Genomic DNA, 13,288 nt, shown 5'->3' with positions numbered 1-13,288 from the left:
CTCCGAAGAACACCTTACGGCGCCACGATCGGGTCGAGCTTGTGCTTCTTGGCGTACTTCAGCAGCCGGCCGTCGAGCTTGATGGTGTCGACGAACAGGTTGACGTAGTTCAGCCAGATCTGGTCGCCCTGCGGCACGACGTAGGCATAGGGCGTGATGGCGAGCTTCTCGTTGGGCAAAATGTAGGTCGCCCAGTCGAACTCGTCGGTCACTTTGATGGCGGTCGGGAAGTCGGTGATGATAACGTCGACGCGGCCGGCCACCAGCTCGGCCTCGCGCGTGTTGGGCGGCGCCACTGAGACGACCTCGGCGTTCTTCACGTAGCCCTTCATGAAGGGCTCCATGTAGCTGCCGAGCGAGACGGCGGCCTTGATGCCCTTCTGGTCGATGTCCTCCCACTTCTTGACCTTGCTGTCCTTGCGCGTGACGGCATAGAGGTTGGTCAGCAGATAGGGCTTGGAGAATTCCACGGCCTGCCCACGCTTCATCGTCGCGCCGACGCCGAACATGCCGATCTCGCACTTGCCCGCCTGCAGGTCGGCAATGAAGCTGCCGAAGCTCGATTCCACGATCTCGAGCTTGGCGTCGAGCTCCTTGGCGAATTCCTTCGCGAGATCGGCGTCGATGCCTTCGATCTCGCCGGTCTTGGGATTGCGGAACGAGATCGAATAGTAGAGCGGGAACTGGCAGACCCTGACCTTCTTGCTCTTGGTCACGTCGTAGAGCCGCGACTGCGTCTGCTGCGCCTCGGCGCCGGACGACGCCATGACCCCCAACGTTGCGGTGAGGGCGAGTGCCCCCAGTATCTTCGTCACACCCATGATCGGTCTCCTTGGTTGACCTTCCCCGTCACTCATCCTCGAACTGCTGCAGGAAGCGCTTGGCGCGCTCCGTTTTCGGCGCATCGAAGAACGCCGCGCCCGGCGCCGCCTCGACGATCTCGCCGCGGTCCATGAACACGGTGCGCGTGCCGACGTGGCGCGCGAAGCCCATCTCGTGCGTGACGACCAGCATGGTCATGCCCTCGCGGGCGAGCTGACGCATGACCATCAGCACCTCGCGGCGCAGCTCGGGATCGAGCGCGCTGGTCGCCTCGTCGAAGAGCAGCACTTTGGGCGACATGGCGAGCGCACGGGCAATCGCCACGCGCTGCTGCTGGCCACCCGACAGACGCGCCGGATAGGCGTCGCGCTTGTCGGAGAGATCGACCTTGGCCAGCAGCTTCTCGGCCACAGCGACTGCCTCATCCCTGGGCATGCGCTTCACCCGCAACGGCGCCTCGATCAGGTTCTCAAGCACCGACATGTGCGGCCACAGGTTGAAGTGCTGGAACACCATGCCGATGTCCGAACGCACCGCCCGCGCGGCGGCTCTGGTCTGGCGGTCCGGCTCGGGCGTGGAGATCGTCGTGTCCTGCATGACGATGCGACCCTCGCTCGGCTTCTCGAGCAGGGCGAAGCAGCGCAGCAGCGTGGTCTTTCCGGAGCCCGACGGGCCCACGATGCACACCACGTCGCGCTCCATCACCGGCAACGAGACGCGGGTCAGCACCTGATGCGTGCCGAACCGCTTGGTCACGTCCTCTGCCACGATGATCGGCGTTCCCGCCATCCCCCATCCTTCCCCTCCGGTACGAGCCTAACCCACTTCACGCCATAAGCAATTCGTATGCCCGAAAGACTTCTGTTCCGACATCGGCAAAGATTTTGCTAGAAATGCCGTGTCTCTGGGCTCGAAGTTCAATAAACAGGCTTTATACCTCCATGGATGTTCGCCTTCTGGAAGCTTTTCGCGCCGTCGTCGACCATCGCTCGGTCACGGCGGCCGCCGGCGCCATGGGCGTCACGCAACCGGCCGTCAGCACTCAGATCGCGCGGCTCGAGGAGACGGTCGGTTTCGCATTGTTCGAGCGGTCCGGCGGCCGTTTGAAGCTCACGTCCGAAGGCATGCTGTTCTACGCCGAGGCCACGCGCGTGCTGGGCGAGGTTGATCGCCTGCAGACGGCGACGGCGCAGATCCGCGAGGGCCAGGCTGGCCGCCTCGCCATCGCCAGCCATCCCTGGGCCGCGATCTCGCTGCTGCCCAAGCTGGTCTCCGAGTTCCTGGCCACCCGTCCCGGCGTGTCGGTGCGGCTGATCTCGCGTCATTCCGACGTGGTGAGCCAGCTCCTGCCGAGCGAAAGCTTCGACATCGGCATCGCCGAGCTGCCGCTCGACGAGACCTCGGTCAAGCTTTCGCGCCACCAAATGCGCTGCGTCGTGGTGCTGCCGCCGCGCCATCCGCTGGCCGCGCGCAAGGTGCTGACGCCCAAGCTCCTGTCGGGCCTGCCAATGGTGGCGCCGGCGCGCTCGCTGCAGCTGCCGGCCAGGCTCATCGCCGTCTTCGCCGCCGCCGGCGCGCATCTCAACAGCGTGGTCGAAGCGGAGTTTCTGGCGAGCCTCTGCGGCCTCGTGGCGGCCGGCACCGGCTGGGCGCTGGTCGATCCGATGTCGGCGGAAAGCTTCGGCCATCTCGGCCTGGTGGCGCGGCCGTTCGAGCCCGCGATCCTCTACGAGATCGGCGTGTTCCATCGCAGCGACCGCGAGCCCTCGACGCTTGCGGCTTCGTTCCTCGAATTGCTGGAGGCCAAGCTTGGCGGCTGATCCCCTCACTCGTTGGCGTCTCGACGGTGCCATCGCGGCCGAGCTGCTGGCCGACACCGGCCTGTGGCGCGACTTCAACGACATCTGCGACTGCGGCGGCAGGCTTTCCGGCACCGAGAGCGAGAAGCGCGCTTTCGCGCTCCTGCGCGAGCGCGTGAAGGCGGCGTCGCCTGCGAATTCGGGGCGTTCGATCCCCGTCCCCTACGGCGGCTGGCGCGCGCGGAAGGCAACGCTGCGCCTGGCCGATGGCAGCCATCCCGCCTGCCATGCCCCCTGCCACCCACTGGTGCGCAGCATCGCGACGCCGGCCGCCGGCCTGACGGCCGAGGTGATCGACCTCGGCCGCGGCACACCCGAGGAGTTCGAGGCGCATTCGGCCGAGATAAAAGGACGCATCGTGCTGGTGCGCCATGAGCTGATGTTCGCCGCCGGCACCATCCATCGCCGCCGCAAGTACGACGCGGCACGTGCCCATGGTGCGGTGGGCTTTCTCATTGCGGGCCCCCTCAGCGGTCATGTCGTGGCGGGCTCGTCGGGCCGACAGGCGGGTGACGGCATCCCGGCCCTCGGCATCGCGCCCGAGACCGCGGCGCGGCTGGCGCGGCGCGCTTCGGCCTATCCGACGGTGACGATGACCATCGAGACAGAGGAGAGCCCGGCCGAGACCGAGACGCTGCTCTATGACTATCCGGGCAAGACCGACGAATGGGTGGTGCTGAGCGCCCATGTCGACGGCCACGACCTCGCCGAGAGCGCCATGGACAACGGCACGGGGCTGGCGAGCGTGCTTGCCGTGACGCGCGCGCTGGCGCCGCGCGCCGCGGGCTTCCGACGGGGCCTGCGGGTGATGTTCTTCAGCGTCGAGGAGTGGGCGCTGACCGGCTCGGCGCAGTATGTCGAGGCGCTGAGCGCCGCCGAGCGCGCCAGGATCGCGCTCAACGTCAATCTCGACTCGGTGGCGGGCAGTCCCAACCTCGCGGCGCTCTCGAGCGGCTTTGCCGGCGTCGAGCCGTTCATCCTGGGCACGGCCGAGGCCAATGGGCTCAACGTGCGCACGGTGCGGCCGCTGATGACCAATTCCGACCACGCCAACTTCGCGCAGGGCGGTATCCCGGCCCTGCGGCTGGTCGCGGGCTTCGACGATCCCGCTGCCAACCTGCGCGTCGTCCTGACTCCCGCCGACACGCGCGACAAGGTGGGCCAGGGCGAACTGCGCATGGCGACGCTGTTCACCGCTGCCCTCGTCGCCGCCGCCTGCAACGCCGACCCGGCCGAAGCGGCGCGGTGGCGGAAGTAATTCTGCGGACCGCGGGCCTCCAGGCCCGCTCATGTCCGGGAGCGCGGCACTCCAGTGCCGTGTTGAAACAGCACATGATGCGCCACTGGAATGGCGCGCTCCCGGCAAAGACGAAGACCATGAGCGGGCCTGGAGGCCCGCGGTCCGGCAAGAGGCTAGCTCGACTTCAGGAACCCGAGCAGCAGTCGGTTCACCTCGTCCGGCTGCTCCTGCTGCACCCAGTGCCCGGCGCCCTCGATGAGGTGGATCTCCTTCATCCTGGTGCAGGCGGTCTTCTGCATGTGGTCGATGGCGCCCGGCGTCTGGTAGATGCCCCAGTCGCTGCGGCCCGAGATGAAGGTCGACGGCACGTCGACGGTGCGACCGCTGAACACCTCCAGCTCGCCGTTCGCCCTGCCGGTCGTGCGTACGCGATACCAGTTCAGCCCGCCCTGGAAACCGTTGCGCTCGTACTCCTCGCTGTAGACCTTGAGTTCGCGCTCGGTCAGCCAGGTGTTGGCCGCGATCTCGGCGGCCGACGGCATCTCCTTGGCGACCGTCTCCGCCATGCCGTCGGCGAGATCCATGATGTAGTAGGTCGGCATCTTGGCGAACTCCTCGGCGGTCCGGCCGGCGAGCTCGAACGGCTTGTTGGCTTTCCAGTCGGCGCTCTTGTGGTGGTAGTAGGCGCGCAGAAAATCGTGCACGCCCTGCTTGGCCTTCCACATGTTCTCGTTGGCCGGCCGCGTCGAGTAGTACCACTGGTAATGCTTGCGTGGCCGCGGCAGCGCGGCCATTGCGGCATGGATATCGTAGCCTTTGGCGGCGGCGGGTTTGCCGGCCGTATCGAACGGCACCGACGGTGGTCCACCGAACGGCGCACTCATCAGCACCATGCGCTTGAAGATGTCAGGCCGGATCAGCGCGGCGCAGGCCGCGACCGAGGCGCCGAAATCGTGCCCGACCACGGACTCCGCCGTGCGATGGCCTAGCGCGAACAGCACGCCGATCGCGTCGCGCACCAGGTTCATGAACCGGAAGCCCGAAAGGTCGCCGTCGTAGTCGGCGTCCCAGCCCGTCGTGCGACCATAGCCGCGCTGGTCGGGCGCGATGGCGTGGTAGCCGGCTGCCGCCAGCGCCGGCATCACCTTGCGCCAGCTGTAGGCGAGCTCAGGGAAGCCGTGCAACAGCAGCACGGCCGGTCGGCCGGGCGTTTCGTAGCCGGCCTCGAGGAGATGTATGTCCAGGCCGTTGATGCCGGGCAGGATGCGGGCGCGGACGCCGTCGGGAAGTACGGAGGAGGGAAGCGGTTGCATGGCCCGAGCCTACGCGACGCTTCCCTGGAAGGGCAGCCCCTTCATCTATTGCTTGGTCAGCCCGTCAGCGCATCCGCTGCCGTCATTGGCGTATGGCGTCTTGTCGGATGACTTGCATGCTTCCCGGGACGCGCGTGCCACGCGCGCCTCGGCATAGGCAACGTCGGGCTCTCCGCGGTCGAACGCCTTGGCGGCACCCAGGACACATCGCTCGAACGTCTGAGTCCCCGGTGTGACGCCGTATTCGAGGCAGGCATGCTCAGCGAAGGCCAAGGACTGGCCCGACTGGGCATCGGCTTGGTCGCGAGGGGTGATGGCCGCCATCGTCAGGCCGCCTACCGCCAGCATGATCAGATTGTAACGGAGCACGGCCTGCCTTCTTTCTCGTCTCCATTGGTCCTGTCAGGCCAACGGCAGGGGCCAAGGCCAGTTGCTCGTGGGAATGAGATGTTTATGTGGCGGACGGCCCTACGGATGATCAGCGATCTGCGGCCCATACTCAGGCGTTGCTGAGTCGGCGTGCACCATCAGGCCCCGAGCATAGGTCTCACGCTCGAGGCAGGCCTGGAAACCCGTCGTCTGCGGCTGGAGGCCGTAACCCAGGCAGGCCTCGCGGGCGCTGGCGGTCACCCGGGCGAAGCTGCGCGCGAGACCAGGCTCGCCCCAGTACAAGGCGCGCGTCGCCTGCGACAGACAATATTCGTAGCCGTCGCTTTGAGGTGAAATGCCCTGCTCGCGGCAGATGCGCTGCGCGTGGCTCTGCGCGGACGCCGGCGGAATCGGCGGCACGAACGCGACGAAGGCGCTTACAATCAACGCGCCACCGAGCGCGATGGCAGCGTGCACGTGGCTGTTGGTCATGGCTGCGACTCCATTAGTCTGCTGCCTGACAAACGCGCCGCTGCCGGTAGGGGTTGCACCTTTGGGACAAAACTCGCCGCATTGCCGCCGCAATTGCTGCGGCGGCGGCACGAAGAGTGGATCTAGTAGCTCTTCGGCAGCCCCAGCACGCGCTCGGCGACGTAGCACAGGATGAGCTGCTCGCTCACAGGGGCGATACGCGCGATCAGGACCTCACGCAGGAAGCGTTCCACGTGAAACTCCTTGGCGTAGCCGTAGCCGCCATGGGTGAGGATCGCCCGCTCGCAGGCATCGTAGGCAGAGCGTGCACCGAGGTACTTGGCCGAGTTGGCCTCCGCCCCGCATTCCTTGCCGTTGTCGTAGAGCCAAGCCGCCTTGAAGGTGAGCAGGTTGGCGGCCTCGAGCTGCATCCAGCTCTCGGCCAGGGGATGCTGGATCGCCTGGTTCTTGCCGATCGGGCGGCCGAACACGATACGCTCCTTGGCGTACTGCGTGGCCTTGGCGAGGGCTGCCTTGCCGATGCCGATCGCTTCGGCCGCGATCAGCACGCGCTCGGGGTTCAGCCCATGCAGCAGATAGTGGAAGCCCTTGCCTTCCTCGCCGATGCGGTCCTCGAGCGGCACTTTCAGCCCGTCGATGAACACCTGGTTGGTGTCGATCGCCTTGCGGCCCATCTTGTCAATCTCGGTCACCTCGATCTTGGAGCGGTCGAAGTCGGTGTAGAACAGCGACAGCCCGTCCGTGGCGCGCTTGCACTTGTCCTTGGGCGTCGTGCGGGCGATCAGCAGCATCTTGTCGGCGACCGAGGCCGTGGTGGTGAAGGTCTTCTTGCCGTGCACGATGTAGCCGTTGCCGTCGCGCTCGGCCTTGGTATCGAGCGCCGTGGTGTTCAGCCCCGCGTCGGGCTCGGTGACGGCGAAGCAGCCCTTGATCTTGCCCTTGATGATGTCGGGCAGGATGCGCTTCTTCTGCTCCTCGGTGCCGAACACGACGATCGGGTTCGGCCCGAAGATGTTGAGATGGATGGCCGAGGCGCCCTGCAGCGCCGCGCCGGACTCGGCTACGGTCTGCATCAAGAGCGCCGCCTCGGTGATGCCGAGCCCCGCGCCGCCATATTCCTCGGGCATGGCGATGCCAAGCCAGCCGGCATCGGCCATGGCGCGATAGAAGTCGTCGGGGAAGCCGCCTTCCTTGTCCTTCTTCAGCCAATACCTGTCGTCGAACTGGGCGCACAGCTTGGCGACGCTGTCCTTGATGGCGAGCTGGTCTTCAGAAAACGCAAAATCCATGGTGATGCCTTAGCGGTTCGCTGCCAGCCAGGACAGCATGATGCGGTTGAACTGGTCCGGGCGCTCGACGTTGGGCAGGTGACGCGCTGCCGCGATGCCCTCGTAGCGGCCGCCCGGGATCTTGGAGGCGATGAGCTGGTTGCGGTCGGGCGGCGTGCCCTGGTCCTCGTCGCCGCAGATCACCAGGGTCGGGGTCTTGATGGTGGGCAGCCGGTCGAGATAGTCGAAGTTCTGGATCGCCGACATGCATCCTGCCGAGCCCGCGGGCGTGGTGCCGCTGATCGTGTCGCGGACCTCGCGCCAACGCACCGGGTTCACCTTCTTGAACTCGTCGGTGAACCAGCGCTCCATCGTTGCGTCGGCCAGCGCCGCCAGGCCCTTGGTTCGCACGGTCGCCTTGCGTTCTTCCCATGTCCCCGCCGAGCCGGGCGGCGTCGACGGCTGGGTGTCGCAGAGGGTCAGCGACAGCAGGCTGCCGGGGTTTGCGAGCGCAAAGCCCTGGCCGATCATGCCGCCGATCGACAGGCCGATGTAATGCACCTTCTTGATGTCGAGCACGTCGAGCGCGCCCTTCACGTCGGCCGCCAGCGCGTCCATCGTGTAGTCGCCGTCGACCGGCGCGCTGCCGCCATGGCCGCGCATGTCGAGCCGCAGCACGCGATAGCCCGCTGCCAGCAGCGGCACCATCTGCTCGACCCACATGCCGCCGTCGGCATTCAGCGAATGGGTGAAGCACACTGTCGGCGCGCCCTGCGGACCGGCGAGATCGAAATAGACTTTTCGGTTGTTGAGAGAGAGCAGCATTGTTGGTCTCCAAACTTGCTGTCATCCCGAGCGAAGCGAGGGACCTTTCCTGTTGCCGTAAAGGCCCCTCGCTTCGCTCGGGGTGACAGCGGGTTACATTGCCGAGATCCCGCCGTCGATCACGACCTCCGAGCCGGTCATGAAGCTCGATTCGTCGGAGGCGAGAAAGACCAGTGCCCAACCCACTTCCTCGGGCCGGCCGAGCCGTCCGATCGGCACCTGGCGGCCGAGCTTCTGCTGCATCACCTCGTTGCCGAAGCGGTCGCGGTAGCGGTCGAGGATGGGCGTGTCGATGAAGGTGGGATGCACCGAGTTGCAGCGGATGTTGTAGCCCGACTTGGCGCAGTGCAGCGCCACCGACTTGCTGAGCAGCCGCACGCCTGCCTTGGCCGAGTTGTAGGCCGCCATGTTGGCGCCGGCGATGATGCCGGAGATCGACGAGATGTTGATCACCGAGCCGCCGAGCTTGTGGGTGTGCTTCTTGATTTCGCGGACGCCGTGTTTGCAGCCCAGGAACACGCCGTCGAGGTCGATCGCATGGACCTTGCGCCATTCCTCGAGCGTGATGTCTTCGACGGTCTTGCCGAGACCGACGCCGGCCGAATTGAGCAGGACGTGGATCGCGCCGAACTTGTCGACGGTTTCGCCGATCGCGGCCTGCCAGTTGTCCTCGCTGGTGACGTCGAGCTTCACGAAATGGCCGGCCGAGCCCAGCTTGTCGGCCACCGCCTTGCCGCGATCGACGGCGATGTCGGCGACCACGACCCTGGCGCCTTCCTGCACCATCAGGGCGGCGGCATTGGCGCCGAGGCCCGAGGCGCCGCCGGTGATCAGGGCCACCTTGCCGGCCAGACGATCGGTCATGTCTTCTTTCCTCCACCTCTGGCTTCGCGATGGGCGATGTAGCTTGTCGCCGCCACGATGATGGCGGCGCCCACGAACGTCCAGCCGTCAGAGGTCTTGCCCCAGAGTACAACGTCCGACAAGGCGGCCCAGACGATGCCGAGGAAGGTGATGGGTTGCAGGGCGGAAATGTCGAGCAGGCGGTACGCCCAGGTGATGAAGAAGTAGCCCATGGTGCCGAAGAAGCCCGACGCCAGGAACCACAGGAGCTGCTCGCCGGTCGGCGCCTGCCAGAGCCACAGGCCGAACGGGGCGAAGCAGACGGCGCCGACCACGCTTTGCCATAGGACAACCGCTTCGGGTCGGTCGCGGCCGGCGACCACCTTGGCGACCAGGTTGGCACCGGCGATCAGCGGCACGGCCATCATCATCATGACGACGCCGGGGTTCATCGCCACCAGGCCCGGCCGCACGATCACCAGCATGCCGAAGAAGCCGACGCCGACCGCCGCCCAGCGCCGCCAGTGCACAGTCTCGCGCAGGAAGAGCACGGCGCCCAGGGTGACGAAGATCGGGCCGGTGAAGCCCAGCGCCGCCATGGTGGCGAGCGGCAGCCAGGCGACGGCCTCGTACCACAGCCCGTAGCCCGGCGTATGGAACACGCCGCGCAGGCAGTGGAGCCTGAGGTCGCGCGTGCGCATGCCGCTCGGGCCGACGCGCCACAGCATGTAAGGCGCGATGAAAGCGATGCCGGCCAGCCAGCGGCCCCACGAAACCAGAAGCGGCGGCAGCTCGCTCACCAGCTCCTTGGCCGATACGTTGAGGCAGTTGAAGAACAGGCCGGAGACGACGGCGAGGAAGAAGCCGCGCGCCATACGCGACGGGATCAGGCGCGACAGCGAATCGGGCACGTCGAGGACGGGCGCGGACATGGCGCTTGGGATTGCCCGGCGGCCCGGCGCGGGTCAAGCCGCCGGTTTCGCAGCCGCGTCGAGGGTCAGGCGATAGCGGCTGATGGCGAGCGTCGCCGTCGCGATCACGATGATGATCAGCGCCACCAGTTCCTGGTCGACAGCCTCGAAGGTCGAGCCCTTCAGCATCACGCCGCGGGTGATGCGGATGAAATGCGTGGCCGGCAGGCACTCGCCCAGCCACTGCGCCCATTGCGGCATGCCGCGGAACGGGAACATGAACCCCGACAGCAGGATGGTCGGCAGCAGGACGAAGAAGGAGACCTGCGTGGCCTGGAGCTGGCTCACGGTCACGGTGGAGATGGTGAAGCCGATGGCGAGGTTGGCGCAGATGAACAGGGCCGTGCCCAGCATCAGCAGCGAAAAGCTGCCCTCGACCCCGATGTCGAACAGCAACCAGGCCAGCAGCAGGACGACGACGGTCTGCATGACGCCGACGGCGAAATAGGGAACGATCTTGCCGATCATCACCTCGATCGGCCGGACCGGCGTCGCCAGCAGCGTTTCCATGGTGCCGTGCTCGCGTTCACGCGTGATGGCGAGCGCGGTCATGAGCACCATGCTGACCGACAGGATGACGGCGAGGAGGCCGGGTATGATGTTGAGACGCGACTTGCCTTCGGGATTGTAGCGGCGATGCAGCACCAGCTCGACGGCATCGTCGCGGCCCGCCCATTCGGCGAGCGGTCCGACCAGGTCGTTGCGCAATGCCCGATCGATCGCGGGCCGGGCGGCGGCCAGCGAACTCGAGATCGCCATGGGATCGGTAGCGTCGGCGTCGATCAGGAGCTGCGAACGCTCGCCACGGATCAATCGCCGCGTGAAATCCGAAGGGATCCTGATCACGAACTGCACGTCACCGCTTTGCAGCAGGGCGTTGGCCTCGGCTTCGCTCTCCGGATGGTGCGTGAAGACCATGTAGCCGGTGTTGGCGAGCGCGGTCAGAACGGTGCGCGTAATGCGGCTCTGATCGGCGGCGATGACGGCGGTCGGCAGCTGGCGCGGATCGGTGTTGATGGCGTAGCCGAACAGCAGCAGCTCCAGGATCGGCATTGCGAACATCAGCGAGAAGCTCAGCCGGTCGCGCATCAGCGGCACGACTTCCTTGATGACGATGGCGGCAAGCCGTACCAAAAAGCCGCGCACGGCCGCACCATAGAACACGATCAGCCCTCCGAATTGTCCCGCGCCGTGGCCATCAGCTGGATGAAGGTGTCCTCCAGCGTTGGATCGGCCTCGCGCCACTCGAAGGTGGCATCGCTGCGAAAGGGTGCGATTGCCGCCAGCAGCGCATCGCGCTCGGGGCTGCAGACATGCAGGGTCGTGCCGAACGCCGCGGCGGTGATGCCCGGCTGCCGCAGCAGGTTGGCCAGTCGGTCGGCGCCTTCGCCCGAGGCGACGAAGGCATGCAGGCCCGAGCCCGCCACGATCTCGCGCACGGTGCCGCGCGCCATCAGCTCGCCGTACGCGATGTAGGCGATGTCATGACAGCGCTCTGCCTCGTCCATGTAGTGCGTCGACACCAGCACCGTCATTCCCTGGGCCGCATAGGCGTGAATTTCGTCCCAGAAGGCGCGCCGCGCCTTGGGATCGACGCCCGCCGTCGGCTCGTCGAGCAGCAGCAGGCGCGGGGAGTGCATCACGCAGGCGGCCAATGCCAGCCGCTGCTTCCAGCCGCCCGACAGCGACCCCGCGATCTGGCGCTGTCGCGTCGCGAGGCCGAGCCGCTCGAGCGCCTCGTCGACCCGCTCCCGCAGGCGGTCCAGCGCATAGACCCGGCCAATGAACTCGAGATTCTCGCGGATGGTGAGCTCGTCGTAGAGACCGAAGCGCTGGCTCATGTAGCCGGTCTGGCGCTTGATCGCCTCGCGCTCGCGCACTAGGTCGTGGCCGAGGCAAGTGCCATGGCCGCTGTCGGGCGTCAGCAGACCACAGATCATGCGCAGCATCGTGGTCTTGCCGGAGCCGTTGGGCCCAAGGAAGCCGCAGACGCGGCCCGGCGCCACCGTCAGGCTGACGCGATCGACGACGGTGCGCGTGCCGTAGCGCTTTACCAGGTCGTGGACGTCGATCGCCAGCGTCGTGTCCGGTGAACCGATTGTCAGCGCGAGGCCCACGTGCTGAAGCCCGAGAAGGACTCGACGTTGATCGGCAATCCGGGCTGCAGGGGAGAGTTGGCCATCGGGTCGGGACGCGCCTCGACCATGAAGACCAGCTTGGCGCGTGCGCCCTGGGAATAAATGATCGGCGGCGTGTATTCCGCCCGCGGGGCTACGTAGACGATGGTAGCGCCAAGGTCGGGCGGGCAACCGTCGCAGCTGAAGCGGATGCGCGTGCCGGTCCGCGCCTTGGCGACCTCGGGCTCCGGTACGAAGAAGCGCACCTTTATGCGGAAGTCGGGCAGCAGCGACACAACGGGCGAGCCCGCCGGCACCCATTCGCCGACGTTGAAGAAGGTGTTCTCGACCAGCGCCGAATCCGGCGCGACGGGCATCAGCTCGGAGAGCTGGTTCTTCGCGCGAGCAAGCGCTGCCTGCTGCTGCTCGACCATCGCGGCGGCGGCATCGATCTCGGGCTGCCGCGCCGCGAGGTCGCCGGCGCGTTCGCGGGCGACCAGGGCGGCCGCACGGGCGCGCAATTCGGCCACCTGGGCGAAGGCCTGGTCGTAGGCGTGACGCGAGGCGATGTTCCGCGCCACCAACTCGCTCTGGCGGCCGAGATCGGCCTCGGCGGCGACCAGGGTGGCCTCGACCTGGCGGCGCTGGGCGCGAATGACGTCCTGCTCCTCCATTCGCTTGCCGGTCAGCAGGTTGCTGTGACGCGCCTGGAATTCGGCGAGGCGTGCGGAGGTGCGCGCGACTTCGGCTTCGGCCTGCGTGGTGTCGATGACGAACAGCCGGGTGCCCTTCTCAACCCGGTCGCCGCGCTCGACGGCGAGCGAGACCAGCCGGCCGGCGACCGGCGGCGCCACCAGCGTCGTCTCGCCTTCGACGTATCCGAGGTAGCGCGGCGACGCTGCGTTCGACTTCAGGGAGAACGGGGAGAGGTCGCCCGGACCATAGGCCGCTATCGCCGTTCCAGCGATGGCGGCAGAACCGACCAACAGCGCAAGCTTCATGGCTGCGACTCCCGGTGAACGCGTATCGGCGAGGGGATATTTCATTCTTCGCAACGCTGGCAATTGCACGGCGCGGCTGAAGTTGTTCGCAGCCACTCTATCGCCATGCAACCCCTTGGCAAGGCGTGATTCCTCGCCGTTTGTTTTGAATGTTTCTTCCGTTAGGGT

14 protein-coding genes are annotated in these 13,288 nt (G+C 66.7%); 2 read left to right on the top strand and 12 right to left on the bottom strand.

Translation table 11 applies throughout. The features are described 5' to 3' along the window. Nucleotides 1-14: 14 nt before the first annotated feature. A complete protein-coding gene (locus RSO01_RS26750; protein WP_147153210.1) occupies nucleotides 15-821 on the bottom strand; it encodes an ABC transporter substrate-binding protein in 807 nt (268 codons plus the stop codon). A gap of 28 nt (nucleotides 822-849) precedes the next feature. Further along, a complete protein-coding gene (locus RSO01_RS26745; protein ID WP_281291517.1) occupies nucleotides 850-1,611 on the bottom strand; it encodes an amino acid ABC transporter ATP-binding protein in 762 nt (253 codons plus the stop codon). Between the two features lie 152 nt (nucleotides 1,612-1,763). Here RSO01_RS26745 and RSO01_RS26740 point away from each other — a divergent pair, with 152 nt between their 5' ends. Together RSO01_RS26740 and RSO01_RS26735 are read left to right on the top strand one after the other, a co-directional pair. Then, nucleotides 1,764-2,642, top strand: a complete 879-nt coding sequence (locus RSO01_RS26740) for a LysR family transcriptional regulator (RefSeq protein ID WP_170303381.1) — start codon at nucleotides 1,764-1,766, stop codon at nucleotides 2,640-2,642. Then, nucleotides 2,632-3,939, top strand: coding sequence for a M28 family peptidase (locus RSO01_RS26735; protein ID WP_147153206.1), 1,308 nt, complete (start codon nucleotides 2,632-2,634; stop codon nucleotides 3,937-3,939). The genes RSO01_RS26740 and RSO01_RS26735 overlap by 11 nt, the downstream gene beginning before the upstream one ends. Before the next feature lie 155 nt (nucleotides 3,940-4,094). Here RSO01_RS26735 and RSO01_RS26730 read toward each other — a convergent pair whose 3' ends face one another. The 10 genes from RSO01_RS26730 to RSO01_RS26685 form a co-directional block, all read right to left on the bottom strand. Continuing rightward, on the bottom strand, nucleotides 4,095-5,234 hold the full coding sequence (locus RSO01_RS26730) for an alpha/beta fold hydrolase (protein WP_147153204.1): 1,140 nt from the start codon (nucleotides 5,232-5,234) through the stop codon (nucleotides 4,095-4,097). 45 nt (nucleotides 5,235-5,279) lie between these two features. Further along, complete coding sequence (locus RSO01_RS26725) at nucleotides 5,280-5,603, bottom strand: hypothetical protein (protein ID WP_147153202.1); 324 nt, start codon at nucleotides 5,601-5,603, stop codon at nucleotides 5,280-5,282. A 99-nt stretch (nucleotides 5,604-5,702) separates the two neighbouring features. Then, nucleotides 5,703-6,095: a hypothetical protein gene (locus RSO01_RS26720; RefSeq protein ID WP_147153199.1), complete on the bottom strand. Its 393-nt coding sequence runs from the start codon at nucleotides 6,093-6,095 to the stop codon at nucleotides 5,703-5,705. A gap of 122 nt (nucleotides 6,096-6,217) precedes the next feature. Next, on the bottom strand, nucleotides 6,218-7,384 hold the full coding sequence (locus RSO01_RS26715) for an acyl-CoA dehydrogenase family protein (protein ID WP_147153197.1): 1,167 nt from the start codon (nucleotides 7,382-7,384) through the stop codon (nucleotides 6,218-6,220). A 9-nt stretch (nucleotides 7,385-7,393) separates the two neighbouring features. Then, nucleotides 7,394-8,188, bottom strand: a complete 795-nt coding sequence (locus RSO01_RS26710) for an alpha/beta fold hydrolase (RefSeq protein WP_147153195.1) — start codon at nucleotides 8,186-8,188, stop codon at nucleotides 7,394-7,396. A gap of 93 nt (nucleotides 8,189-8,281) precedes the next feature. After that, a complete protein-coding gene (locus RSO01_RS26705) occupies nucleotides 8,282-9,052 on the bottom strand; it encodes an SDR family oxidoreductase (protein WP_147153193.1) in 771 nt (256 codons plus the stop codon). Next, nucleotides 9,049-9,963, bottom strand: coding sequence for a DMT family transporter (locus tag RSO01_RS26700; RefSeq protein ID WP_147153191.1), 915 nt, complete (start codon nucleotides 9,961-9,963; stop codon nucleotides 9,049-9,051). The genes RSO01_RS26705 and RSO01_RS26700 overlap by 4 nt, the downstream gene beginning before the upstream one ends. Nucleotides 9,964-9,996: 33 nt before the next feature. After that, complete coding sequence (locus RSO01_RS26695; protein WP_308933098.1) at nucleotides 9,997-11,166, bottom strand: ABC transporter permease; 1,170 nt, start codon at nucleotides 11,164-11,166, stop codon at nucleotides 9,997-9,999. 2 nt (nucleotides 11,167-11,168) lie between these two features. Next, nucleotides 11,169-12,119: a heme ABC exporter ATP-binding protein CcmA gene (gene ccmA / locus RSO01_RS26690; RefSeq protein ID WP_147153189.1), complete on the bottom strand. Its 951-nt coding sequence runs from the start codon at nucleotides 12,117-12,119 to the stop codon at nucleotides 11,169-11,171. Continuing rightward, nucleotides 12,104-13,120, bottom strand: coding sequence for an HlyD family secretion protein (locus RSO01_RS26685; protein ID WP_170303380.1), 1,017 nt, complete (start codon nucleotides 13,118-13,120; stop codon nucleotides 12,104-12,106). Before RSO01_RS26685 ends, ccmA begins: the two co-directional genes overlap by 16 nt. Nucleotides 13,121-13,288 lie beyond the last annotated feature (168 nt).

This window comes from Reyranella soli (assembly GCF_007992495.1).
Classification (GTDB): Bacteria; Pseudomonadota; Alphaproteobacteria; order Reyranellales; family Reyranellaceae; genus Reyranella; species Reyranella soli.
Note: the sequence above shows the minus strand (reverse complement) of the source record. Positions and strands in the feature narration are given on the sequence as shown.

What these genes read in the sequence shown, in the direction of transcription:
- RSO01_RS26740 (WP_170303381.1), top strand. Translation starts at nt 1,764, where the DNA reads ATGGATGTTCGCCTTCTGGAAGCTTTTCGCGCCGTCGTCGACCATCGC.
- RSO01_RS26685 (WP_170303380.1), bottom strand. Translation starts at nt 13,120, where the DNA reads ATGAAGCTTGCGCTGTTGGTCGGTTCTGCCGCCATCGCTGGAACGGCG.
- RSO01_RS26715 (WP_147153197.1), bottom strand. Translation starts at nt 7,384, where the DNA reads ATGGATTTTGCGTTTTCTGAAGACCAGCTCGCCATCAAGGACAGCGTC.
- RSO01_RS26710 (WP_147153195.1), bottom strand. Translation starts at nt 8,188, where the DNA reads ATGCTGCTCTCTCTCAACAACCGAAAAGTCTATTTCGATCTCGCCGGT.
- RSO01_RS26750 (WP_147153210.1), bottom strand. Translation starts at nt 821, where the DNA reads ATGGGTGTGACGAAGATACTGGGGGCACTCGCCCTCACCGCAACGTTG.
- RSO01_RS26745 (WP_281291517.1), bottom strand. Translation starts at nt 1,611, where the DNA reads ATGGCGGGAACGCCGATCATCGTGGCAGAGGACGTGACCAAGCGGTTC.
- RSO01_RS26700 (WP_147153191.1), bottom strand. Translation starts at nt 9,963, where the DNA reads ATGTCCGCGCCCGTCCTCGACGTGCCCGATTCGCTGTCGCGCCTGATC.
- RSO01_RS26705 (WP_147153193.1), bottom strand. Translation starts at nt 9,052, where the DNA reads ATGACCGATCGTCTGGCCGGCAAGGTGGCCCTGATCACCGGCGGCGCC.
- RSO01_RS26730 (WP_147153204.1), bottom strand. Translation starts at nt 5,234, where the DNA reads ATGCAACCGCTTCCCTCCTCCGTACTTCCCGACGGCGTCCGCGCCCGC.
- RSO01_RS26720 (WP_147153199.1), bottom strand. Translation starts at nt 6,095, where the DNA reads ATGACCAACAGCCACGTGCACGCTGCCATCGCGCTCGGTGGCGCGTTG.